This window comes from Nocardiopsis flavescens (genome assembly GCF_900141985.1).
GTDB lineage: Bacteria > Actinomycetota > Actinomycetes > Streptosporangiales > Streptosporangiaceae > Nocardiopsis > Nocardiopsis flavescens.
In genome coordinates this window covers 238,899-263,208 of record NZ_FQZK01000008.1, presented here as the reverse complement: position 1 = coordinate 263,208, position 24,310 = coordinate 238,899, and the positions used below count along the sequence as shown (strand labels likewise).

The 24,310-nt window shown below is 75.0% G+C and carries 19 protein-coding genes; 11 read left to right on the top strand and 8 right to left on the bottom strand.

Annotation, left to right across the window (positions count from 1 at the left end; genetic code table 11):
- Positions 1-530 precede the first annotated feature (530 nt).
- The gene (locus BUE45_RS15690; protein ID WP_143173371.1) at positions 531-1,232 is read left to right on the top strand and encodes a hypothetical protein; all 702 of its coding nucleotides are present in this window, start codon (positions 531-533) and stop codon (positions 1,230-1,232) included.
- 102 nt (positions 1,233-1,334) lie between these two features.
- Here BUE45_RS15690 and BUE45_RS15685 read toward each other — a convergent pair whose 3' ends face one another.
- Together BUE45_RS15685 and BUE45_RS15680 are read right to left on the bottom strand one after the other, a co-directional pair.
- A complete protein-coding gene (locus BUE45_RS15685; protein ID WP_073380055.1) occupies positions 1,335-2,171 on the bottom strand; it encodes an MBL fold metallo-hydrolase in 837 nt (278 codons plus the stop codon).
- A gap of 91 nt (positions 2,172-2,262) precedes the next feature.
- Entirely contained in the window at positions 2,263-3,771 is a 1,509-nt protein-coding gene (locus BUE45_RS15680) for a PucR family transcriptional regulator (protein ID WP_073380054.1), read from the bottom strand.
- A 72-nt stretch (positions 3,772-3,843) separates the two neighbouring features.
- On the opposite strand from BUE45_RS15680, the gene BUE45_RS15675 reads away from it, so the two are divergent.
- From BUE45_RS15675 to BUE45_RS15635, 9 genes are all read left to right on the top strand, one after another.
- On the top strand, positions 3,844-4,965 hold the full coding sequence (locus BUE45_RS15675; RefSeq protein ID WP_073380053.1) for a DUF917 domain-containing protein: 1,122 nt from the start codon (positions 3,844-3,846) through the stop codon (positions 4,963-4,965).
- Positions 4,962-6,578 carry a hydantoinase/oxoprolinase N-terminal domain-containing protein gene (locus tag BUE45_RS15670; RefSeq protein WP_073380052.1) on the top strand — a complete coding sequence of 539 codons (1,617 nt, stop codon included), beginning with the start codon at positions 4,962-4,964 and terminating at the stop codon, positions 6,576-6,578. The genes BUE45_RS15675 and BUE45_RS15670 overlap by 4 nt, the downstream gene beginning before the upstream one ends.
- Positions 6,579-6,651: 73 nt before the next feature.
- Entirely contained in the window at positions 6,652-8,238 is a 1,587-nt protein-coding gene (locus tag BUE45_RS15665) for an ABC transporter substrate-binding protein (RefSeq protein WP_073380051.1), read from the top strand.
- Between the two features lie 5 nt (positions 8,239-8,243).
- Entirely contained in the window at positions 8,244-9,260 is a 1,017-nt protein-coding gene (locus BUE45_RS15660) for an ABC transporter permease (RefSeq protein WP_084737341.1), read from the top strand.
- Positions 9,261-9,264: 4 nt separating this feature from the next.
- A complete protein-coding gene (locus tag BUE45_RS15655) occupies positions 9,265-11,121 on the top strand; it encodes a dipeptide/oligopeptide/nickel ABC transporter permease/ATP-binding protein (protein WP_143173370.1) in 1,857 nt (618 codons plus the stop codon).
- Positions 11,122-11,135: 14 nt separating this feature from the next.
- Positions 11,136-11,921, top strand: a complete 786-nt coding sequence (locus BUE45_RS15650) for an ABC transporter ATP-binding protein (RefSeq protein ID WP_073380050.1) — start codon at positions 11,136-11,138, stop codon at positions 11,919-11,921.
- The gene (locus BUE45_RS15645) at positions 11,918-13,201 is read left to right on the top strand and encodes a M20 metallopeptidase family protein (RefSeq protein ID WP_084737335.1); all 1,284 of its coding nucleotides are present in this window, start codon (positions 11,918-11,920) and stop codon (positions 13,199-13,201) included. Before BUE45_RS15650 ends, BUE45_RS15645 begins: the two co-directional genes overlap by 4 nt.
- Positions 13,198-13,872: an FMN-binding negative transcriptional regulator gene (locus BUE45_RS15640; RefSeq protein WP_073380049.1), complete on the top strand. Its 675-nt coding sequence runs from the start codon at positions 13,198-13,200 to the stop codon at positions 13,870-13,872. Before BUE45_RS15645 ends, BUE45_RS15640 begins: the two co-directional genes overlap by 4 nt.
- Positions 13,873-13,886: 14 nt before the next feature.
- Positions 13,887-15,389: an amidohydrolase gene (locus tag BUE45_RS15635; protein WP_073380048.1), complete on the top strand. Its 1,503-nt coding sequence runs from the start codon at positions 13,887-13,889 to the stop codon at positions 15,387-15,389.
- Positions 15,390-16,077: 688 nt separating this feature from the next.
- Here BUE45_RS15635 and BUE45_RS15630 read toward each other — a convergent pair.
- The 5 genes from BUE45_RS15630 to BUE45_RS15610 all read right to left on the bottom strand — a co-directional run bounded on the left by BUE45_RS15630 (position 16,078) and on the right by BUE45_RS15610 (position 21,751).
- Complete coding sequence (locus BUE45_RS15630) at positions 16,078-16,710, bottom strand: histidine phosphatase family protein (RefSeq protein WP_245833256.1); 633 nt, start codon at positions 16,708-16,710, stop codon at positions 16,078-16,080.
- On the bottom strand, positions 16,710-17,825 hold the full coding sequence (locus BUE45_RS15625; RefSeq protein ID WP_073380046.1) for an ABC transporter ATP-binding protein: 1,116 nt from the start codon (positions 17,823-17,825) through the stop codon (positions 16,710-16,712). Before BUE45_RS15625 ends, BUE45_RS15630 begins: the two co-directional genes overlap by 1 nt.
- Before the next feature lie 38 nt (positions 17,826-17,863).
- The gene (locus BUE45_RS15620; RefSeq protein ID WP_073380045.1) at positions 17,864-19,642 is read right to left on the bottom strand and encodes an ABC transporter permease; all 1,779 of its coding nucleotides are present in this window, start codon (positions 19,640-19,642) and stop codon (positions 17,864-17,866) included.
- 33 nt (positions 19,643-19,675) lie between these two features.
- Positions 19,676-20,842 carry an ABC transporter substrate-binding protein gene (locus BUE45_RS15615; RefSeq protein WP_073380044.1) on the bottom strand — a complete coding sequence of 389 codons (1,167 nt, stop codon included), beginning with the start codon at positions 20,840-20,842 and terminating at the stop codon, positions 19,676-19,678.
- Positions 20,843-20,923: 81 nt separating this feature from the next.
- Positions 20,924-21,751, bottom strand: a complete 828-nt coding sequence (locus tag BUE45_RS15610; RefSeq protein ID WP_073380043.1) for a MurR/RpiR family transcriptional regulator — start codon at positions 21,749-21,751, stop codon at positions 20,924-20,926.
- Between the two features lie 286 nt (positions 21,752-22,037).
- Here BUE45_RS15610 and BUE45_RS15605 point away from each other — a divergent pair, with 286 nt between their 5' ends.
- Positions 22,038-23,513 carry an SMI1/KNR4 family protein gene (locus tag BUE45_RS15605; protein WP_073380042.1) on the top strand — a complete coding sequence of 492 codons (1,476 nt, stop codon included), beginning with the start codon at positions 22,038-22,040 and terminating at the stop codon, positions 23,511-23,513.
- A gap of 46 nt (positions 23,514-23,559) precedes the next feature.
- On the opposite strand, the gene BUE45_RS15600 is transcribed toward BUE45_RS15605, so the two are convergent.
- Positions 23,560-24,129, bottom strand: a complete 570-nt coding sequence (locus BUE45_RS15600) for a hypothetical protein (protein WP_073380041.1) — start codon at positions 24,127-24,129, stop codon at positions 23,560-23,562.
- Positions 24,130-24,310: the final 181 nt, after the last annotated feature.

Genomic DNA, 24,310 nt, shown 5'->3' with positions numbered 1-24,310 from the left:
GGGCTCCAACGAGAGTTGGGCCAGGTGGCGCACGGGGGTCGGGGTGCTGACCAGGGCTTCGCAGACCTCGAAGAGGGCATCAGCGCGTGTGGTCAGGCAGGCGTGGAACTGCGCTCGGAAGCGGGACAATTCCGGCAGTGGCTCGACAGGGGCGTGGTGGTGCAGCAGACTCATGGTGACGGTCTTCGTTGTGATCAGGTGTGTTCGTGGTTGAAGCACATGATCACGCGAAGACCGTTGTTGTGTACGGGAAACGACGAAGCCCGTGACCAGGCCGGTATCCGGTCACGGGCTCCAGGTTAAACGCCAAGCTAGTTCCCGCCGGGGCGGGGCGGGGCGGGCGCCGTGCGCCCGGTGGCGATCGGAGGGGCCCCGCCGTGCCCGGCGATCCCGGAGCGCCCCGGCGGGAGGGTTCCGCGAACCGGGAGCGGGCATCAAGGGGACAGCGATCCCACCACCCCCGTACAGGTGATCGCGGGGATGGGGTCATGAGGCTTCACCGGTTCCCTCTGCCGCTGCGCCGTCCGCCGATGCCCAGACCCACCCTCGGGCGGTCGGTGGTGGTCCTCCTCGGTCTGGGCGTGCTCGTGGCGGCGCTGCTCGGCGCCGCCGGGCCCTACCGGCAGACCCGCGAGTTCCGCGAGGCCGTGGCGTGCGAGAGGGCCGCCGGCGACTGTTTCGAGGGCGAGGCGGGCTCCATCGCCGGTCGGCGTACCTACACCACGACCTCGACGACGACGCACACCGACGCCAACGGCCACACGTATACGAGTACGACCACGACCACCCACCACGAGGTCACCTGGCAGCGGGCCGACGGCTCCCGGCAGGCCCGCGACGTGTCGTCGGCCTTCTACTCCGAGGCCGGCGAGGGAGAGCCGGCCACCCTGCTGCTCTGGCGCGGGGAGGTCGTCGGCGTGGAGGTGGCGGGTGGCGAGGAGTGGTTCCTGCCGGAGTCCGGCGCGATGCTCGCGGCCTGGTCGTACCTGGCCTTCCTCGGGCTCGGCGTGATGCTGTGGGGGTTGGTGTTCGGCTGGTGGGACGGGTTCTTCATGCTCTCCTTCCGCGTCTTCGCCTGGATGTTCCTGGGTGTCCTGCCCGTGGGTATGGCGGCGGACGCCCTGGCCTACGGGCCGGCCACCGGGGCCGAGCTGGTCGTGGAGGTCCTGGTGGCCCTCCTCTTCAGCGGGATCGCCGGCTGGATGCTCATCGGCTCGCTCGACCCCTGGTGACCGTCGCGGAGGGACGTCCGGCCGGTCTCCGACCGTGTGCCCGCATGATCCGGATCGAGGACCCCGTCCGAGCCGGTCCGTGGCCCCGACTCGACACACGCCCTAGCCGGGGGACCCTTCGCGGCCGTTCCACCGGGCGGCGCGGCGGAGCTGGCCCGCGTGGATGTCGGCCACCCACTCCCAGCCGGGTTCGAAGGGCGCGACGATGCGCCGGTCGTCGAAGGCGCCGCCGTCGCGCAGGGCCAGCAGGTACGCGCGGTCCAGCCCGATGCGTTCGCGGATCTCGCCGCCCCGGCCGACGGAGCCGTGGCCGGGGACGACGACGTCGACGCCGTCCACGACCCCTTCCAGCAGGCGCAGGCCGGCGAGGTACTCGCCGATCGGGTCGTTGCCGCCGGTGAACCCGTCGAGCATCGGCACGAAGACGTCCGAGAGCATGTCGCCGGCGGCCAGGACGCCGCGTTCGGGGACCAGCAGCGCCGCGTGGCCCGGTGAGTGCGCCGGGTGCTCGACGATCCGGACCTCGGGGCCGTCCCAGGGGACCCGGCCGGTGCCGGCGGGCGGTTCGGTGATGAGGCCGAAGGGGTCGAGAGGGATGTCGTCGGCCACCTCGGGCGGCAGGCCCCCGGTGACGCGGGCCCTCCAGTCCGGCGCCGCGCGCAGGTCGCGCATGGCGGCGGCGCAGCGGGCCGTGCTGTAGCGGGGCGCGTCGCCGAGGTCGGGGTGCCAGAGCACGTGGTCCCAGTCCGGGTGCGTGGCGAAGCCCGCCACCACGGGCAGCCCGAGCCCGCGGAGGTCGTCGGCGAGGCAGGCCATCTCGGGGCCGGTGATCCCGGCGTCGACGACCAGCACGCCGTCCGTGCCCCGCACGACGACGGTGTTGTTCCGCAGCAGCTCGCTCCGGTGGGTGAACACACCCGCCGCGACCTCGGTCAGCATGGGACTCCTTCCGCGCCCCGCGGTGCGGTCCGGTGAACGGGGCGGCCTCGTGACCCCGACGATACGGCGGTGCGGGGACGTTCGCCCGCGGTCAGCGGGTCTCGGCGCTCAGCAGCCGGACCCGGCAGGCCAGCTCCACCGCGAACCGGGTGTCGGGGTCCTCCAGGTCCAGTTGCAGCGCCTTCTCGATCTTGCGCATCCGGTAGGTGACCGCGTTGGGGTGCAGCAGCAGCTCCCGGCCCGCCCGGGCGGGCGAGTTGCGGTTGCTCAGGTAGGCCAGCAGCGTCCGGACCGCCGTCTCGGCCTTGTGCGGGTCCTCCGAGTCCAGCGGCCGCAACAGGTCCTCCAGCAGCTTGCGGCTGGTGGGGGAGGCGTAGAAGTCCAGCAGCACCCGCCGCAGGCCGGTGACGTCGGTGGCCACGATGTGTCCCACCCGCCCGGAGGCCACGGCCGTCTCGGCGGCGATCCTCGCCTCGGCCGCGGACTGGCGCAGCCCGGTGGCCCCCACCTGCGGGGTCCCCATGCCCACGGTCGACTCCCAGCGCCCGCCGGCCAGCGTCTGGGCGTGGTCGGCGATACCCGCGGCCACCTCGCGCAGCCTGCGCTGGTGGTCTCCCCGGCCGGGCCCCTCGGAGGAGATGATCAGGGCGTCGTCGCGGATGAAGGCGATGTGCCACAGTTCGTCGCGGTTCTCGAACAGCTCGAAGGCGTGGAGTTCGAGCGCCGACTGAAGGGCCCGCGGCGGATGGTGGTCGGTGTCGCCGGGGTCGGTGAACTCCAGCCAGGCCACCACGTGCGAGAGCTGGAGCGGGAACCCCAGCCGGAACGCCTGGTCGGACAGCGCGTCCACCCGGGAGGGCTCGGCCACCACCAGCTGGGCGATCAGCTCGGCGGAGGTCTGGCGCGGGGCGAACCGCTGCTGCACCTCCCGGAGCAGCGCCTTGGACACCACGGAGGCGATGCCCGGCAGGGCCAGCTCCGCGGCGTCGCCCCCCGCGTAGCCGTCCTCCCCGGAGGGCTCGAAGACCAGCCGGCCGCGCGGCACCTCGCCGATGAACACGCCGGTCTCCTCGGCCCAGCCCACCCGCGGGTCCGGCGTCAGGGCGACGGTGCCTCCCAGGGCCGCGCCGGCCGCGGCGAGCACCGCGTCCACGGCGTCCTCCGCGGGGCCCTCGGCCGCCGCGCGGACCCGCTCCATCGCGAAGTGCACGCGGGTCAGCACGTCGGAGGCCTGGCTGTTGACCATGCGGTCGATCGCCACCGCCAGGTCGGACGCCTTGCGGCCGGGGGCCTGGAGCACGGGCACCCCGCCGCGTTCGGCCAGGTCCTGGGAGGTCAGGGCCAGGGGCGCCCGGAGCGGCAGGAGCAGCCCGCCCAGCCCGCGCGCGCCGGCCTGGCGCAGGGCGATGTCCACGCGGTAGGCCGAGGGCGGCTCGGCCACGTCGAGGATCACCAGCGTCCCGGCCGCCAGGCCGCCCAGGTCGCCGGCGCCGGCGATCTCCACGCGCGAGATCCGGCCCCCCGTACGGGGACCCGCCACGTGCTCGACCCCCAGGCGCTCGGATTGGTGGAGGAGATGCTCGATGCCGATGTGTGCCATGGGCCCAAATTACGCGAGTTCCCTGTGCCCCCACAACATTGTCTTTGCGCCGTGCCTGCCTAGGCTCTTCCCATGACGAGACACATAACCTCCGACGATGTGCCGGCCCTGGCAGCGGGCGCCGCCATCTTCGGAACCGGAGGCGGTGGCGCCGTCACCACCTCGCAGTTCGGTGTCGCGGCGGCCCTGGACCTGCACGGGCCCGTGCGGCTGCGCCGGGTGGGGGAGCTGACCCCCGACGACGCGGTCATCGTGATGGCCGGCATCGGGGCCCCGACCGTGGGGATCGAGATGCTCCCCTCCGCCGAGCAGCCCGAGACCCTGCTGCGCGAGATGGAGCGTGCCTCGGGCCGCAGGATCACCGCCGTGATGGCCACCGAGATCGGCGGCACCAACGGCGTCGGCCCGGTCGGCTGGGCCGCCCAGCTGGGGCTGGACGTCCTCGACGCCGACGGCATGGGCCGGGCCTTCCCCGAGGCCACGATGGTCGCCATGAACGTGGCCGGGGTGCCGCGCAACCTCACCGTCCTGTCCGACGTGGTCGGCAACGTCACGGTGATGCGCACCATCGACGCCACCTGGCTGGAGCGCCACGTCCGGGCCTTCTCGGTCGCCGGCGGCTCCCTGTGCCTGGGCGCCTCGATGCTCGACGCCGCGGACGTCCCCGGGGCCGTGATCGAGGGGACGGTCAGCCGGGCCATCGAGGTCGGCCACGCCATGCTCGGCGCGCAGGACCCGGTGGCGGCGCTGTCCCGGACGCTGGACGCGTCCGTGCTGGTCAACGGCAAGATCGTGGACGTCTCGCGCCGCACCGAGGGCGGCTTCGTCCGCGGCTCGGTGACGATCGCCGGCACCGGGGCCGAGCGGGACCGGCTGCTGCGGGTCGAGCTCCAGAACGAGAACCTGGTCGTCCTGGAGGACGGCGAGGTCCTGGTCAGCGTCCCCGACCTGGTCACCCTGGTGGACAGCGAGACCGGCCACGCCATCTCCACCGAGCTGCTGCGCTTCGGGCAGCGGGTCTCCGTCCTGGCCTGGGCTTGCGACCCGCTCTGGCGCACCGAGCGCGGCCTGGAGATCGCCGGGCCGCCGGCCTTCGGATACGACATCCCCTACGTGCCGTTCGAGCCCGGGCGCACTGCCCCGGGGGCCGCCGGGCGCGAAGGCGCCACGACCACCTCAGGAGCGACCGCGTGAGCACCGAACCCCTCCCCGCCGTCCGCGGCGACCTCTCCCTCGGCGTCGACGTCGGCGGCACCAACACCGACGCCGTCGTCCTGGACGCCTCCGACACCGTCATCGCGCACACCAAGCAGCCGACCACCGAGGACGTCACCGGCGGCATCCGCGCCGCCATCGCCGCCGTCCTGGAGACCCTGGGCGGGCGCCGCGCCGAGGTCCGCCGCGTCATGATGGGCACCACCCACGCCACCAACGCCATCGTGGGGCGCCGGGGCCTGGGCCGCGTCGCGGTCATCCGCCTGGGCGCCCCGGCCGCCACCGGCTACCCGCCGCTGACCGGCTGGCCCCGTGACCTGCGGGACAGCGTCCTGGCCGGCGCCGCCGTGCTCCCCGGCGGCCACATGGTCGACGGGATGCCCATCTCCAAGCTGAACCCGGCCGCCGTCGGGGCGTTCCTGGACGGCCTGGAGGGCCCGGTGGACGCCGTCGCCGTCTGCGGGATCTTCAGCCCCTCCTTCCCGGAGCAGGAGGCGCAGGTCGCGGAGATCGTCCGCGCCCGCCTGGGCGGCGGCGTCCCGGTCTCGCTCAGCCAGGACATCGGCGCCATCGGCCTGCTGGAGCGCGAGAACGCGACCGTCCTCAACGCCGCCCTGTACGGCATCGCCCGGGGGGTCACCGACGCGCTGCTCACCGTGGTCCAGGAGCAGGGCCTGGGCGACGCCGCCGTGTACTTCGCCCAGAACGACGGCACCCTCATGGCCCTGGACTTCGCGGCCCGCCACCCGGTCCTGACCATCGGCTCGGGCCCGGCCAACTCCATCCGCGGCGCCGCCTTCCTCTCCGGGGCCGAGAACGCCATCGTCGTCGACGTCGGCGGCACCACCAGCGACCTGGGCGTGGTCGTCAGCGGGTTCCCGCGCGAGTCGACCCTGCCCCGCGAGATCGGCGGCGTGCGCACCAACTTCCGCATGCCGGACATCCTCAGCATCGGCGTCGGCGGCGGCACCCGCGTGGACCCCGCCACCGGCCGCCTGGGCCCGGACTCGGTCGGGCACCGGCTGCACACCATGGCGCTCGCCTTCGGCGGCGACACCGCCACCCTCACCGACGCCGCCGTCCACACCGGCCGTGCCGGGGGCGCCCCCGACTGGAGCGTCGACGTCGCACCCGCGACCGGCGCCTCCCTGGAGAAGGCGCTGGGCCGGGCGCACGAGTGGCTCCAGGAGTCCGTGGAGCGCCTCTCCCACGGCAAGACCGACCTCCCCCTCGTCGTCGTGGGCGGCGGCGGGTTCCTGGTCCCCGACGACCTGCCCGGCGCCGGGACCGTCCTGCGCCCCGCGCACGGCGACGTGGCCAACGCGGTCGGCGCCGCCATGTCGCTCGCCGGCGGCCGGGCCCATGAGATCGGCACCTACGAGGGGCGCGACGAGGCCGTCGCCAAGGCCTCGCAGGCCGCCGTGGAGCGCGCCATCGAGGCGGGCGCCGACCCGCTCCGGGTGGAGGTCGTCGACATCCTCGAAACCCCCGTCTCCTACAGCACCCAGCAGACCATCCGCGTCTCGGTCAAGGCCGCCGGGCCGCTGGCCCGGCTGGGCTCCCGGGACTCGCCCCCGGTCGCCCGCGCGTAGGACCCCGCCGATCCGCACCACCCGCTCCGTCGGAAACGCACCCTTTGGAATCCTTGAAGAGAAAGCACAGGCCATGCGTACCAGCAGCATCACCCGATCCACCGCCCTCCTGGGCGTCGGGGTCCTCTGTCTGACCGCCTGCGGGGGCTCCGCGGGCGACGGGGAGCCCGGGCTCGTCTCCGGCGGCGTCTTCACCGCCGCGGTGAACGGGGAGGTGAACAACACCATCCCGATGACCGGCAGCCAGCCCCAGGAGCGCCAGGTCATGGTGTACGCCTACGAGTCCCTGATCTACACGGGCGAGGACGGCGAGCCCCAGCCCTGGCTGGCGCAGACCTGGGAGGCCGCCGAGGACGGCACGTCGCTCACCATGGAGCTGACCCCCGGCGTGACCTGCCACGACGGCACGGAGTTCGACGCCGGGGTGGCCGCGGCCAACCTCAACTACCACGCCGACCCCGAGAACACCTCGGTCCACACCGACTCCCTGGTCCCGGCCGGGCTGGAGGCGCGGGGCGAGGGGCTCTCCCTGGAGGTCACCGCGCCGACCTCCGACCCCTTCCTGCTCAGCAAGATCGGCACCGTGGAGATGGTCTGCGCCGCGGGCCTGGAGGACCCGGAGAGTCTCCAGGGCGTCTCCAACGGCACCGGCCTGTACGCCCTCACCGAGGCGCGCCCCGACGCCTTCGTCTACACCACCCGCGACGACTACGACTGGGGCCCCGGCGGGCTCACCTCCGAGACCGAGGGCGTCCCCTCCGGCCTGGAGGTCCGGGTCGTCACCGACGAGTCCACCCGGGCCAACCTGCTGCTCTCCGGCGAGCTGAACTCCGCGCGCATCGTCGGCTCCGACCGGGCCCGGCTGGAGGCCGCGGGCTACGACTACACCGGCGCCGTCAACCCCATCGGCCAGATGCTCTTCAACGAGCGCGAGGAGCGCCCCACCCACGACCCCCTGGTCCGCGAGGCGCTGGTGCTGGGCTTCGACCACGACGAGGCCGCCGAGGTCGTCACCGGCGGCAACCCCGTCGGGCTCGAATCCCTCATCACCGAGTCGCCCTACCTGTGCGTCCCCGAGGACGGGCCGCTCTGGGACCCCGTCGGCCACGACCCGGACCGCGCCGGCGAGCTGCTCGACGAGGCGGGCTGGGAACTCGGCTCCGACGGCATGCGCGAGCGCGACGGCGAGAAGCTCACGATCAACTTCATCTACGACGCGGGCAGCGAGACCCACGCCCCCGCCGCCGAGCTGCTGCGCGAGTACTGGCTGGAGATCGGCGTCGAGACCGAGCTGCGGGCCATGGACGGGGCGGCGTGGTCCGAGTACCTCTACGAGACCTTCGACTGGGACACCGGGTGGATCCAGATCTCCTCGGGCGGCCCCACCATCCAGCACGCGTTCTACGGGGGCGCCACCCCCGACGAGGGCGGCCTGAACTTCATGGCCACCGACAGCGCCGAGTACGACGAGATCGCCGAGCGCGCGTTCACCGCCGCCCCCGACGAGGCCTGCGGCCACTGGGAGGAGGCCGAGCGCCTCCTGGTGGAGGACTTCCACACCTACCCCGTGGCCGGCACCGTCCTGCCCACCTTCATGAACGGCGCGGTGTTCGAGGAGACCTCCTACATCCAGGCGCCCTCCATCCGGATGACCGAGTAGGCCGCATGACGACTCTTCCCGGTTCGCCCCGCCCGGCGGGACCCGCACCCGCCGCCGCACGCACGGCCTCCCGGCTCTCGCCCCGCGCGTCCTTCGCGATACGCAGGACCGGCCGCCTGGTCACCTCCCTGCTCATCGTCGTCCTGGCGAGCTTCTTCGTGGTGCACCTGGTGCCCGGGGACCCGGTCCGCGCGGCCCTGGGACCCACGGCCCCCGTGGCGCTCGTGGAGAACACCAGGGCCGACCTCGGGCTGGACAAGCCCGTGCGGGAGCAGTTCCCCGACTACGTCTCGGGCCTGCTGCGGGGCGACCTGGGAACCTCGATCCAGACCCGCCAGGAGGTCTCCGAGGTCATCGCCTCCCGGTTCCCCACCACCCTCACCCTGGCGTCGCTGGGCTTCGCGGTCGCCCTGGCCGGGGCCCTGCCCCTGGGCATGGCGGCTGCGCTGGTCGCCCGCTCGCCCCGGGGCAGGGCCGCCACCTCGGTCGTCTCCGGCGGGCTCGGCGTGCTCATCGCCATCCCGGACTTCCTGGTCTCGGTCGGCCTCATCGCGGTCTTCAGCGTGTGGCTGGGGCTCTTCTCGCCCGCGGGCTGGGGGGACGCCGGGTCCTCCGTCCTGCCCGTGCTCGGCCTGGCGCTGGGACCGATGGCGTACCTGGCCCGCATCGTCCAGGTGGAGATGATCAAGGTCCTGGACTCCACCTACATGGCCACCGCGCGGGCCAAGCGGCTGCCCCGGCGGCTGGTGCTCTTCCGGCACGCGCTCCCCAACATCGTCACCGCCACGCTCACCGTCGGGGGCCTGCTGCTGTCGGGCCTGACCGCCGGGACCGTGGTGATCGAGACGGTCTTCGCCGTCCCCGGCATGGGCAACACCCTGATCTCGGCCGTGCAGACCAAGGACTACCCGATGATCCAGGGCGTCGTCCTGGTCTTCGCCCTCATGGTCCTGGCCGTCAACCTCATCGTGGACCTCATCCTGATCACCGTCGACCCGCGCACCTCGATCACGGAAGGGTGACCCGGTGAAGAAACTGCTCAGCCCCGCGGGCATCGCCGCCTCGCTCGGCCTCGCCCTGCTGCTGGCCCTCGCCCTGGCCGGACCCGCGCTCTGGGGGGAGGCCGCCACGCAGCGCGCCGTCGCCGACCGGTGGGCCCCCGCGGGGAGCGAATTCCACTTCGGCACCGACGACCTGGGCCGCGACATCTTCGCCCGGGTCATGGCCGCCACCCGGCTGTCCCTGCTGCTCACGCTCGGGGCCACCGCCATCGGCGTCGGCGGCGGCGTCCTGGTCGGCCTCACCGCCGTCGTCCTGCCCCGGTACCCCCGCAGGTTCCTCGTGTGGATCATGGACATGCTGCTGGCCTTCCCCTGGCTGCTGCTGGTGCTGTTCTTCACGGTCATCTGGGGGGCCACCGCCACCGGCGCCATGCTCGCCATCGGCCTGTCCGGCATCCCCAACCTCACCCGGCTCGTCTACAACCTGGCCGCGTCGGTCTCCGAGCAGGACTACGTGCGCGCCGCGCGCGTGGCCGGGGCGGGGCCCGTGCGGGTCCTGTTCCGCCACATCCTGCCCAACATCGCCAACCCGCTGCTGGTCCAGGCGTCCGCGTCGGCCAGCGTCACGCTCCTCGCCTTCGCGGGGCTGTCCTTCCTGGGCCTGGGCGTCCAGGCGCCCGAGTACGACTGGGGGCGCCTGATCAACGAGGGCGTCGCCCACCTGTACACCAACCCCATGGCCGCCATCGGCCCGGGCATCGTCATCGTCTTCGCGGGCCTGGTCTTCACCCTGGTCGCCGAGGCGCTCACCGACCGCCCCGGACAGGGGCTGCGCGGTGTCGCCGCGGCGGCCCGCGCCGCCGTGCTCCCGGGGGCGGCCCCCCTGCCGGCGCGCGGCGCCGGCGCCGGGGGGCCCGGGGACGGGGCGGACCCGGGCGGCCCCGGGGACCGCGGGCCCGCGCTGGCCGAGGTCGCCGACCTGCGGGTCGCCTTCCCCGACGGCGCGGGCGGGCTCGTGGAACGCGTCCGCGGGGTGAGCCTGGCGGTCCGGCCCGGCGAGGTCGTCGGCATCGTGGGCGAGTCCGGCTCGGGCAAGTCGCTGACCGCGATGGCCCTGGCCGGGCTGCTGGAGGCCCCCGCGGTCGTCAGCGCCCGGGTCCGCCGGTTCGACGACATCGACCTGGACGCCCCGCTCACGCGGGCGCTGTCCAAGCGCCTGGGGACCGAGCTGGGCTTCGTCTTCCAGGACCCGCTGACCTCGCTCAACCCCGCGCTCACCATCGGGCGCCAGCTCACCGAGGTCTCGCGCACCCACCTGGGCATGAGCCGGTCCCGGGCCCGGGACCGGGCGGTGGCGGGCCTGGAGGCCGTCGGCATCCCCGAGCCGCGCCGCCGGCTGGGGGACTACCCCCACCAGTTCTCCGGGGGGATGCGCCAGCGCGCCATGATCGGCATGGCCCTGACCGGGCACCCCCGGCTGATCATCGCCGACGAGCCCACGACCGCCCTGGACGTCACCGTCCAGAAGCAGGTGCTCGCCGTGCTCCGCCGGGCCCAGCGGTCCACCGACGCCGCCATCGTCCTCATCTCCCACGACATCGCCCTGGTCTCCGGGTTCTGCGACCGCGTCGTGGTGATGAAGGACGGGGAGGTCGTCGAGGACCTCGACGCCCAGCACATCCGCGAGCAGGCCCGGCACCCCTACACCCGGGGCCTCATCGCCTGCCTGCCCGACATGCGCTCCGACCGCACCCGGCCCCTGCCGGTGGTCGAGGACGGGGTGCCCGCCGCGGACCCGCTCCCCGGCGGGGAGCCCCGCCGCCCCGCGCCGGGGGTCCCCACCGCGGACGCCGGCACCCGGTCCGGGGGGTCGGCGCTATGAGAGGAGAGTCCGCCGTGGCGGCACTGGAGATCGAGAACCTGGGCATCCGCTACGGGACGCGGTCCGTGGTCGCGGGCGTGTCGCTGGCCGTCGCGCCGGGGACCACCGTCGGCCTGGTGGGCGAGTCGGGGTCGGGCAAGTCCTCGATCGCCAACGCCGCCGTGGGCCTGGCCCCCGTCGCCTCCGGCGACATCCGGGTCGGCGGCGCCAGCACGGTCGGGCGGCGCGCCGCCGCCCGGGCCGCCCGCCGCCGCGTCCAGCTGATCTTCCAGGACCCCTTCTCCGCCCTGGACCCGCGGATGCCCGTCGGCGAGTCCGTGGCCGAGGGCACCCTGGCCACCGGGCGCCGGTGGGGCCGCGAGGAGCGCCGGCGCCGCGTCCGCGAGCTGCTCGAACAGGTCCACGTGGACCCGGACCGGGCCGGCGCCCTGCCCGGCGCGTTCTCCGGGGGCCAGCGCCAGCGCATCACCATCGCGCGGGCCCTGGCCGGGGAGCCCGAGGTGCTCATCGCCGACGAGGTCACCTCCGCGCTCGACGTCTCCGTGCAGAGCACGGTGCTCAACCTCCTGCGCGAACTCCAGCGGACCCTGGGCCTGTCCATCCTGTTCATCTCGCACAACCTGGCCGTCGTCCGCTACATCAGCGACGAGATCTACGTGATGCGCGGCGGCGGCATCGTCGAGTCCGGACCCACCGAGGCGCTGCTGGACGCCCCCGCCGACCCCTACACCGCAGAGCTCCTCGGCGCCGTCCCGGTGCTGGGGGAGCGCATGACCTTCGAGGAGGCCGCGACCCCATGACCCCCGACCCCGTGTTCGAGAAGGACCCGGACCCCGGGCCCCGGGCCGCCCGCAACCCCTTCGCCCCCGCGGCCGAGGCCCTGCTGCCCGGCCTGCGGGAGCTGCGCCGGCGCCTGCACGCCCGGCCGGAGGTGGGCCTGAACCTGCCCCGGACGCGCCGGGCCGTGATCGAGGCCCTGGAGGGCCTGGACCTGGAGGTCACCGAGGGCGCGTCCCTCAGCTCCGTCGTCGCCGTCCTGCGCGGCGGGGCCGCCGACGGGGACGGGGGTCCCGTGGTGCTGCTGCGCGGCGACATGGACGCGCTGCCCCTGGAGGAGGCGACCGGACTGGACTACGCCTCCGCCAACGGGGCGATGCACGCCTGCGGGCACGACCTGCACGTGGCCGGCCTGGTCGGCGCGGCCAGGCTCCTGCACGAGCGGCGCGCGGAGCTGCCCGGGACCGTGGTCTTCATGTTCCAGCCCGGAGAGGAGGGCTACGGCGGGGGCCGGATCATGATCGAGGAGGGCGTCCTGGAGGCCGCGGGCCGCCCGCCCGCCGCCGCCTACGCCGTCCACGTCGACGCCACCACCCCCTACGGGCGGTTCGTCAGCAGGCCCGGGCCGATCATGGCCGGCGTCAGCGCCCTGCGCATCCGCATCACCGGCACCGGCGGCCACGCCGCGGCGCCCCACGCCGCCGTGGACCCGGTGCCGGTCGCCGCCCAGGTGATCCTGGCCGTCCAGGGCTTCGTGGCGCGGCGCGTCCCCGCCGCCGACCCGGCGGTGGTCTCCATCGGCCGGCTGTCGAGCGACTCCAAGGCCGGCAACGTGCTGGCCCGCGAGGTGCTCATGGAGGCCAACATGCGGTACTTCTCCGAGGACACCCAGGCCCTGCTCCGCGACGAGCTGCCCGAGCTGGTGCGGCTGCTGGCGCAGGCGCACGGCTGCGGGGCCGAGGTCGAGTTCGTCCCGTCCTACCCCGCCACCGTGAACGACCCCGACGAGGCCGCCGCCGTCCTGGACCGGCTGGAGGAGCTGCACGGGCGGGACAGCGTGGTCCGGCTGCCCGAGCCGGCCATGACCTCGGAGGACTTCTCCTACGTCCTCCAGCGGGTCCCGGGCGCGCTGGTCTTCCTCGGCGCGATGCCCCCCGGGCCGGGTACCGGCGAGGTCGCGCCCATGCACTCCGAGGGCGTGCTGTTCGACGACGGGATCCTCGGCGTGCAGGCGGCGGCCCTGGCCGACCTGGCCTGGACCCGCCTCGCCCGCGGGGCCGGCGGGGGAGCGGGGGACCGGTGAGGCACAACCCCGACTACGCGCTCGACGACGTCGCGGCCGTCAGGGCCCTCGTGCGCGAGAACCCGTGGTGCACCTTCGTCTCCGCGGTGCCCGGCTCCGGGCCGGTGGCCTCCCACTACCCGGTGCTGCTCGACGAGGACGCCGAGGGCGTCGTCCTGCTCAGCCACATGGGGCGGCCCGACGAGGCCGGGCACCGGCTCGGCGAGCAGGAGATGCTCGCCGTCGTCCAGGGCCCGCACGGCTACATCTCGCCGTCCTGGTACGGGCACCGGCCCAACGTGCCCACCTGGAACTTCGCCGTCGCCCACCTGTACGGGGTGCCGGAGGTCCTCGGCGACGACGAGAACCTGCGCGTCCTGGACCGCCTCACCTCGCACTTCGAGGACCCCCTGCCGGACCCGCACCGGCTGCACGCCACCGCGGAGAACAGCGGGTACGCGCACCGGATCGTCCGGGGCACGGTGGGGTTCCGCCTGGTCGTCGACCGCATCGAGGCGAAGGAGAAGATGAGCCAGGACAAGTCCGCCGAGACCGTCGACCGGATCATCGCGCACCTGGCGGCCCCCGGCCCCTACCGCAACCCCGGGCTGGCCGCGCGCATGGCGCGCGCCAACGGCCGGCCGGTCCCGCCGGGGACGGCCGCCCCCCGAGAAACCGTGGAACACCCGTGACGAAAGGCGCGAACATGCCGCGAGGCGAACACCGGGCGCTGCTCAACGCGTCCCTGCCCGGCCGGGAGGGGACCTACGACGTCCTGCTGGAGGACGGCGCGGTCGGGGCGGTCTCCCCGGCCGGCTCAGGGGCGCCCCGGGGGGTGGCGGCCACCGACGTCGAGGGCCGCTTCGTGATGCCCGGGATGTGGGACCACCACGTGCACTTCGCGCAGTGGACGGTCCAGCGCCAGCGCCTGGACCTGTCCGGCACCGACAGCGCGGCCCGGTGCCTGGAGCGGGTCCGCGGCGAGGTCGCCGCGGCCCGCGCCCCGGGCGCGGCGCGGCTCTCGGCGATCGTCGGCTACGGGTTCCAGGACGGGGTGTGGCCGGACGCCCCGTCGCTGGCCGCCCTGGACGGGGCCGCGCCCGACCTGCCGGTCGTGCTGGTCAGCAAGGACCTGCACTGCGCCTGGCTCAATACCGCCGCGGCGCGGCTGCTGTCCCTGGTCCCGGACCCGGACACCGGCCTGGTCCGCGAGGGCGAGTGGTTCGGCGCCCTGGACCGGCTCCAGCCCCCCGGCGACCTCTCCGCCGCGGACTACCGGGAGGCCGCCCAGGCCGCGGCCCGCCGGGGCGTGGTCGGGATCGTCGAGTTCGAGAACACGGACAACCTGAGGCTGTGGCCGGAGCGGGTGGAGCAGGGGGTCGACTCCCTGCGGGTGGAGGTGTCCGTCTGGCCGGAGCGGCTGGAGGGCGCGATCGCCGCCGGCGTGCGCACCGGGGACGTCCTGGACTCCCGGGGGCTGGTCACCATGGGCCCCCTCAAGGTGGTGGTGGACGGCTCGCTCAACACCCGGACCGCGTGGTGCTGGGACCCCTACCCCGGCATGGACCGCTCCCACCCGCACGCCTGCGGGATGGAGAGCGTGCCGCTGGAGACCCTGCGCGAGCTGCTGGCGCGGGCGCGGGGGGCGGGGATCGCCGCCGCGGTCCACGCCATCGGCGACCGCGCCAACACGGGGGTGCTGGACGCCTTCGAGGAACTCGGGATGCGCGGCACCGTCGAGCACGCCCAGCTGGTCCGTGAGGAGGACTTCGCCCGGTTCGGCGCGCTCGGTCTGATCGCCAGCGTGCAGCCCGAGCACGCCATGGACGACCGCGACGTGGCCGACCTGCACTGGCCGGGCCGCACCGGGCGCGCCTTCGCCGTCGCCTCGCTCCAGCGCGCGGGCGCGGAGCTGCGGCTGGGGTCGGACGCCCCCGTTTCGCCGCTGGACCCGTGGATCGCGGTCTCGGCGGCGGTCACGCGCAGCCGCGACGGCCGCAGGCCCTGGCACCCCGAGCAGCGGATCGACACGGCGTCGGCGCTGGCGGCCTCCACCCGGGGGCGCACCGGGGTGGTCCCCGGCGACCCCGCGGACCTGGTCGTGGTGGAGCGCGACCCGCTGGCGTGCTCGCCGGAGGAGCTGCGCACCATGCCGGTCGCCGCCACCCTGCTGGCGGGCGGGTTCACCTGGTCCACCCTGGCGGGGTGAGGGTGCCACGGCAGGGCCCCGCCCGGCTCCGGAACGCGGCGTCCGCGCCCTCGCCCGGCGGCGCGGCGGACGCCACGCCGCCCCCCGGCCAGGGGGCGGTCGGCCACGGGCGGCCGTGGCCGGTCCCGCCCGCGGGCGCGGGGACGGGGGCCGCTCGTCGGGTGCGGGGCCTGCCGGGGCCGCCGCGCGGCCTCCTCACGGGCCCGCCCGACCGCCCCGCCGGGAAAGCCCGGCGGGCAGGCCGTCGCCCGGCCGGTGGAGCACGTGGTCCGACCCGCCCGGGAGCACCGGCGCCGGGGACCGGCCCACCGCGGGAACCGCGTGTCGACCGGCCGGCGGACGGCGGTGCCGCCGGTCGCGGAGCCGGGAGTACTCCCGGGGCCGGGCCCCGGGGCGACGCGACCCCGGACACGGTGCACCGCCGTCCCCGGGTGCCCGGCGCTGTCGGTCGCGTGGTCCCCCGTCGGTGCCGCCCCTGCCGGACGGCAACCGGGGGCGGTCCGGCATCCGGAGACGGTGCACGGCCGTCCCCGGGTGTCCGGGTTCGTCGGTCGCGTGGTGCTCCGCCGGGCAGGGGCCGCCTCTGCCGGACGGCCCCTGAGGATGATCTGTCACCCGGGCGGGGCCGCGCGGCCCGCACCGGGCCGCGTACCGGTGCCGGGGGACCGGGCCCCCCGGGCGGCGGGCCTCAGTCCGGGGGGTCCAGCGGCGACATCGCCGGGGAGTAGTTGAACAGCCGCAGCCGGGCCGCCCCCGGCGCGGTCAGCGACGCGGCCCCGGGATCGACGTCGATGATGCTCAGGCTGGCCGGGTGGCTGGGCACCGTGCGCGCCGGGTCGAGCCCGACGGCCGCGGTGAGGAACGCCCGGGCCGGCCCGCCGTGCGTCACTGCCATGAGCATCCCGTGGCCCCCGTCCCGCGCCGTGCGCACGGCGGCCTCGATCCCGGCGACCACCCGGTCGGTGAGGGTGCCGAAGCTCTCCGCGCCCGGCGGGTGGAAGCGGCCCGCCCGCCAGGCGGCGTACACGCCGCCGCCCTCCTCCTTGATCTCCGCCGAGTAGCGGCCCTCCCAGCCGGCGAGGTAGGCCTCGTTCAGCCGGGGGTCGCTCGCGTCCGGGCGCACGCCCAGCACCTCGGCGGTCTCGTGCGTGCGGCGCAGCCCCGAGGTGACCACGTACCCGGGCGCCAGGTAGCCGACCGTCTCGGCCAGCGCGGCGACCTGGCGCCGGCCGGTCGCGGACAGCCCGATGTCGCGCTGTCCCTGGAGCCGCCGCTCCTCGTTCCAGGGGGTCTCGCCGTGGCGGACCAGGACCAGCCGCATCACAGGGCGGCCCCGGCCGCCGCGTGCCCGTCACCGGCGCCGAAGAACGCGTCGGGCGCCGCCGGCAGGCGCACCCCCAGCGCGTCCCCGGGCCGCAGGTCGGCCGGGGCGTCGCGGGAGATGTGCGCCCTGGTCCCGTCGGGCAGGTCCACGCCCAGCACCCACCGGTCGGCCATCGGCACCTGGTCGGCGAAGGTCGCGGGCAGGCAGCCGGGGCCGACCTCGGCCCCGGGCGCGGGCGCGAGCGAGCCCGCCCGGTACATCGCCGTGACGGTCCCGGCCCCCGCCCCCTCCGGGGCGGGCCCGCAGTCCACGCCGTACGCCCGCAGCCTGCCCCCCTCCACCCGGCACTCCACGATGTTGGCCGGGGGCGTGCCGATGAACGTGGCGGCGAACGCCGTGCGCGGGGACTCCAGCAGCTCCCGCGGCGTCCCGAACTGCTCGATCCGGCCGTCCTTCATGAGCGCGATGTGCGTGGCCATGGTCATCGCCTCCACCTGGTCGTGGGTGACGTAGACGCTCGTGGCCCCGGTGGAGCGGTGGATGCGCACCAGCTCCCCGCGGGTCTCCACCCGCAGCCGGGCGTCGAGGTTGGACAGCGGCTCGTCGAAGAGCAGCACCCGGGGCTCGGGCGCGATCATGCGGGCGATCGCCACCCGCTGCTGCTGGCCGCCGCTGATCTCGCCCGGGTAGCGCTCGGCCAGGTCGGAGATCGCCAGCATCTCCAGCACCTCCTCCACCCGGGGCCGCCGCTCGGCCCTGGGCCGGCGGGCCACGACCAGCGGCCACTCGATGTTCTGGCGCACGGTCTTGTGCGGCCACAGCGCGTAGGACTGGAAGACCAGCCCGGCCCCGCGCTCGGAGGGCGCCACCAGCGCGGTGCCGTCGCCCCGGGCGATGACCCGGTCGCCGAACCGGATCTCGCCCCCGGTGGGGTCCTCCAGCCCCGCGAGCATGCGCAGGGTCGTGGTCTTGCCGCAGCCGGAGGGGCCCAGCAGCACGAGGAAGGACCCCGGGGGCACCTCCAGCGAGATGCCGTCGACGGCGGTGGTGCCGCCGAAGTCCTTGCGCAGGTCGGTGATGGTCAGGGAGGCCGCGGGTGCTCCGGAGCGCATACCGGTCCTTTCCGCCCGCCGGGGGCCGGTCGTAGGGGTCATGAGTTCTGGTTCCAGGGCTGGGCCGCGCCCTCCAGGCGCCGCGCGAGGACGGTCGCCCCGACCGAGATCACCGCGATGACGACGGTGACCGCGTTGGCGAGCTGGGTGAAGTTCTCCGAGGAGTACTGGTAGGTGAGCACGGCCAGGACCGGCATCGCCGGCGTCGCCAGCAGCACGACCAGGGACAGGTCGCGCACCATCTGGACGAACACCAGCACCCCGCCGGTGAACAGGCCGCGGGCCGTCAGCGGCGCGATGACCGCGCCGATCCGGCGGAACAGCCCGGCCCCGGCCATCACCGCCGACTCCTCCACGTCCCGCGACACCTGGCTCAGCGCCGAGGTGCCCGAGCGGACCGCGAAGGGGATCGTCGCGGCGATCCCGGCCAGCACGAGGATCGCGAAGGTCCCGTACAGGCTGGGGATGGGGCCGATGGGCGCCCCGAACTGCGCGATGAACGCCGCGCCCAGCGCGATGCCGGGGATGAGGAACGGCACGAACGAGACCACGCCCAGGGTCCCGGGCAGCCACCGGGACCCGGTGGAGCGGGTGATGGCGTAGGAGACGAGCAGCCCCAGGACGCCCGCGCCGAGCGCCACGCACACGCCCAGCAGCACGGTGTTCCCGGTGGCCTGGAGGATCTGCGGGTTGTTGAGGATGCCCGGGCGGCCCTGCGCGAACGCCGGGTCGGAGCCGCCGATCCAGTAGTGCAGGGTGAACCCGGAGGTGAAGTCGTTGGTGCGGCGGGTCAGGGAGCTGAGCACCAGCACCGCGCCGGGGACGACCGTGGTGCACGCGACCAGCAGCCACGCGAGCGCGGCCACCGGCCGCGCCCACGGGCCCAGGTCGACGCTGCGGCGGCGGCCGCCCTTGCCGGTGATGGTCGCGAAGTTCCTCCGGCCCCCGGTGAGCCGCGTCGAGGCGTACATGATCATCGCGGCCACGACGATGAGGACGATCGAGAGCACGTAGCCGCGGGAGACGTCGCCGGTGGAGATCGCCCCGTACAGCCGGGTCGAGAGCGTGTGGAACCGGACCGGCAGGCCCAGCAGTGCCGGGGTGACGAAGTTGGACACGCCCTCGGCGAAGGCCAGCAGCGCTCCGGAGACCATGGCCGGGGCCACGACCGGCAGGGCGATGTCGCGGGCCACCCGCAGTGTGGAGGCCCCGGTCAGCTCGGCGGCCTCCATGAGGTCCCCGTTCACACTCGCCAGGGCGGCGGCGATGAGCATGAAAGACAGGGAGAAGTAGTGCGCGGTGAGGGTCGCCGACACCGGGACCGGCCCCCAGGCCAGCCAGTCCGGCACGGCGACCCCCAGGTTCACGAGGATGCCGGTCGACCCCCCGATGAGGCCGTTGCGGAACACCGACTCCCACGCCAGCGCCAGGGCGAAGCTGGGCAGGGCGAACGGGATCGTCGCCAGCAGCCCCAGCAGCCACCGCCCGGGGATGCGCGTCATCACGACGACCCAGGCCAGGAACCCGCCGATCACCGTGGAGCCGGCCGCGGTGGCCACCCCCACGAGGATCGAGTTGCCCATCGGCCGCCACAGGAGGTTCTCCGACATGGGGCTGGCGAAGACGTCCCCCCACGCGTCGCGGCCTCCCTCCATCAGCGTCGTGTTGACCAGCCCGACGAGCGGGGCGACCACCAGGACGGTGAGGATGAGCAGGGTGCAGGCGCCCAGGACCGCGGTGGGCCGGGTGAGCGCGGTCCGCGCGCGGGCCAGCCGGACACCGGCGGCGGTGCGTCGTGGCGGGGGTGCCGTCGGCATGACGTCCTCTCGTGGGTGGGGTGGGGGACCGGGCTACAGGGTGAGCAGGAAGTCGGCCACGCCGTCGCGGATCTGCGCGGTCTCCTCGGGCACGATGTCCCAGGCCCCGAGCTCCTCCAGCGGGGCGGCGTCGCCGGGCTGGGCCATGTCGGTGCGCACCGGGTAGTCGCCGGGGACGTAGAACGGCTCGAAGGAGGGGCCGCCGGTCTCGGAGTCGTCGCCCATGAGGAAGTCGGCGACCAGGCGGGCGGCGGCCGGGTTGGCGGCCCCGTTCACCATGCCGATGTAGGCGGGGAAGGTGATGCCCGTCGAGGGGACGGTGCCCAGGGACGCCTGGAGGGCCCAGCCCTCCTCCTCGTTGTCGCGGCGGTCGGAGTAGGAGGTGATGCCGACCGGCGGGTCCTCCTGGCCGGTCCCGCCGACCGCCTGGTTGACGTTGTCGGTGTCGTCGACCAGGACCAGCCCGTTGGCGTACAGGTCCTTGATGAACTGCCGGCCGGCGTTCTCCACGCCCTCGTCGAGGGAGACCTCGGAGCCGAAGTGCTCCTGGTGGGCCTGCGCCATCTCGTCCGAGCGCCGGACGATCTCGGCCATGAGGTCGAGGTAGTCGCCGCGCACGGCGGGGTCGACCATGACGACCCGGCCGTTCCACTCCTCCTCGGTCAGCTGCCACAGGTTCTCCACCGGGCTGCCGTCGGGGTGGGCCTCCTCGTTGTACATGAGGATCTTGGTCGAGAGCCGGTTGGCCAGCAGCGGCTCCCGGTACTCCTGGGGCACGGTCTCGGCCACCCGCGGCGGCACGTAGTTCTGGAGGACCCCGCCGGCGACCAGTTCGGTGATGACGACCGGGGCGTCGGAGATGTAGGCGACGTCCGCCGACGGGGCACCGGCCTGGGACTCCGACCGCAGCCGGGTGATCTGCTCGGAGGAGGAGATGTCGTGGCCGACCAGGTCGATCCCGGGGTAGGCGGCCTCGAACTCCGCCTCGATGGAGGCGATGCGCGAGGTGAAGGAGTAGACGGTGACCGTCCCCTCCTCCTGGGCCAGCTCCACGAGTTCCTCGTGGGTGGCGGAGTCGAGCTCGTGGGGCTCGGCGGGCGTGTCGGCGGCGGGCTCCTGCGGGGTCCCGCCGCCGCAGGCGACCAGGGCCAGGGCCAGGGGCAGTGCGGCGGAGGCGGAGAGCATTCCTGACAAGCGCATGACAGTTCCTTTGTGTCAGTGGGCGCGCTGGAGGGGGAGGCGGGGACGGGCCCGGCGCCGTGCGGGCACTTCGTACTGCCGTCAGTCGAAGTCGGCGAGCAGGCCGTCCAGCCGGTCGAGGGCGGGAAGGACGGCGTCCGGGTGGCGCTGGGCCACGGTGAGCACGATGGCGTTCGCGATCATCATCGGGACGCTGAGGGAGGAGAAGCCCTCCTGGTGTCCGCGGGGCGCGGACAGCACGGTGGTCGGGCCCGGGTCCAGGGTGTGCAGCGTGTCCGTGACCAGGACGGTGCGGGCGCCCACGGAGGCGGCGTGGGCGTAGAGGTCGGTGAGGTTGCGCGGGGCGCGGCGGAAGGCGAAGGAGACGACGACGTCGGACTCCGACATCGCCAGGAGGCGCTCGGCGACCTCGCGGCCGGGGCCGGAGAGGTTGACCGCGCGCATCCCGAACCGGCGCAGCCGGCCGTCCAGGAGGTCGGCCAGGACGCCCGCGTTGCCGCGGGCGAAGAGGTAGACCGTCCGGGCGCCGGCCAGCAGGTCGGCGACCTCGTCGACCTGCGCCTGGTCCACGTGCCGCAGGACCGCGGCCAGCGAGTCCAGCTCGGTGGCCAGCAGCGCCTCCAGGACCCGGTCCTGGCCGCGCAGCTCCTCGCGGAACCGGTCCCCGGCCCCGTTGAGGCGGTCCTCGCGGTCCCGCCTCAGGTCGTCGCGCAGCTCCAGGTACCCCTGGTACCCCAGCCGCTGGGCCAGCCGGGTGGCGGCGGCCGCGTGGACCCCCGCGCGCTGGGCGACGTCCCCGCCGCGCCAGAACGGAGCCTCCGCCGGGTGGGCGAGGATCTCGTCGAGGAGTACGCGGTCCGACCTGGTCAGCCGGTCGCGGTACTCGTTCACGCGCTCGGGGAAGTTCATGTCGGCAACGCTACAGCAAGATTTATTGCACAAATAGATATGCGTGCAATTTTGCTTGCGCTTCATCGGCCCTTCACGCACCGGACGGGCGCGCTTCCCCCGGCGCACCCTCCTGACGTGCGGATCCCCGGTCCGGGGCGGGGCCGGCGCACCGATCGCGCACCGGACGGGCGCCCGGAGTGCGGTCGGGGGGCGCGGTCGGTGGCGCGGCAACGGTCGGCGCCCGTCGATACGGTTCCCCCGTACCGCGGCCGCCCCGGCCCCGCCCCCCGAACGCAGGGAGACCATGAACGAGCACGAGGACGCCCTGTCCTACACCACCGAGACCCGCGCCCCGGGAGAGGAGGAGTGGAGGTACGGGCCCCGGCTCGACCTGCTCTTCGTCCCCGGCGCGCCGGTGGAGCCCGCCCGCCTGGGCTGGCGCGGCGAGGACGGTGCCGAGGCCGAGGTCCTGTTCACCCCCGGCCTCGACGCCTTCGCCGGCACCCGCACCGGCGCCGACGGCGTCTCCCGCGAGTGGCGCGGGCGCCGCGGCGGCGGGACCGCCGGGACCCGCCCCCACCGCTTCACGACCGGGGACGGGGAGCAGGTGCTGCTCCTGCTGGAGGACGGCGGCGCCCTGCCCGTCCGGGTGTCCTGGACCGACCGCGAGGGCGGCGCCGGATCGATCCTGCTGACCCCGGCCGACCCCGGCGAGGGCGGCGAGGCCGCCGGCGAGGTGACGGGCCTGGTCCGCTCCATCCGGGCCGGCGACGAGTACAGCGCCGCGGGCGAGGTGGCCGTGAACCTGCTCGACGCCACCTCGGACAAGTGGCTGTCGCGCCGCAGTACCGACCGGGTCGTCTTCGCCCTGGGCACCGCGGCCCGCGTGCGGAGCTACTCGCTGCGCTCGGCCAACGACTTCGACGACCGCGACCCCTGCGACTGGGTGCTGGAGGGCTCCGTGGACGGCCGCACGTGGACGGTCCTGGACCGCCGCTCCGACGAGGCGTTCCACGGCCGCCACACCGTGCGCGGCTTCGCCGTCCGCAGCGCCGCGGACGACCGGCCCCAGCGCTACCTGCGGCTGGATATCACCCGCAACCGGGGCGCCTACGAGATCCAGCTCAACCAGGTGCGGTTCTTCTCGCGCGAGCTGGCCTACCGGGACTTCCGGGGGTACCGGTCCGCCGCCGGGGGCGGCCCCGAGCCCTTCCAGGGCTCCACCGGCGAGGAGCGGGCCACCGGCCTGCCGGCGACCGCCGGGCAGTGGCGCACCTACCTGTCCTCCTACGCCGCCGCGATGGCCGAGACCCGCGGCTGGTCCGCCGAGCGGGCGGCCCGCCCCGGCGCGCCGTCCCAGCGCCTGGAGGCCCTGGAACAGCGGCTGGGCCGGGCGCTTCCACCGGGGTACCGCGCCTTCCTGTCCGTGTCCGACGGCTGGGGCGCGCTGGGGGAGGAGGGGCGCTCCCTGCACTCCGCCGACGCCCTCGCCTGGGCCGGAGAACCCGGCGACGAACCCGGCCCCCGCGCCGTGGACCCGAAGGACCTGGGCGCGGTCGGCCCCCTGCTGGTGGTCTCGGAGCACCCGGGGGGACCGCTCTGGCTGCTGGACGCGGGCGACGCGGGCCCCGACGGGGAGTGGGCCGCCCACACGTGGTCGGGTGCGGGCACGGAGCCGGACGCCCGGCGCCGCTCCTTCGCCGCCCTGGTGGACGAGGACCGCGCCTGGTTCGAGGAGCTGCACGCCCCCGGCGCCACGGCGGTGCACCCCGGCCACTGAGCGCGGCGCCGCGGGCCGGGCGGTCCCGGCCCGCGGCGCGCGCCGGTCACCGGCCCAGGGTCCAGGCGCCGTCCGCCTGGACGTGCAGGAACTCGACCTCCTCGGGGGCCGCGCCGATCACCGCCTCGCTGAAGGGCGAGGCCCCCTCGTAGACGCCGATCTCGTTCACCACGCTCCCGACGCGGGTGCCGTCCGCGGTGTAGGGGACCACGATGAAGTTGCCGTCGCCCCCGTGGGTGAGCTGGAGCGTCGTGGCGGCCGAGGCCGTCCAGTCCAGGCGGTAGAGCGCGTCGCCCGTCCCGCTGAGCCAGTAGGTGTCCGTGTCCCAGGGCACGGCCCCGGCCGGGTCGACGGGGAGCCCGCCCTCGGTGTCCGGGGCGTCGGTGTCGGCGGTGTCGGCGGTCTCCCCGGCGGTGTCCTCCGGCGCCACGGCCTCCGTCCCGGGGGGCGTCGCGGCCCCGGTCGGCGCGGCCTCGCCGCCGCCGACGGGCTCCAGGTCGCCCAGGGCGAAGGAGCAGGAGGTCAGCGCTACGGCGAGCGTGACGGAGGCGACTCCGGCCCCTGCTCGGGTGAGGGCGCCGCCGCGGACGGGGCGGGAGAGGGGACCGTGGTTCATCGGTGGGCTCCAGGAGTAGCGGGAAGGGTGCCGCCGAGAGGGGTGGGCCGCTGCGCGGCCCTCGGCATCCCGGACCCCGGTCCCGGGCGGCGTGGGCCGCTGCCGGGGATGGGCGCCACGCCCGAGCCGTCTCCGCCGCCGTGCGCTCCAGTGCGGACAGGCGGGACCGGCCCGGGACCGG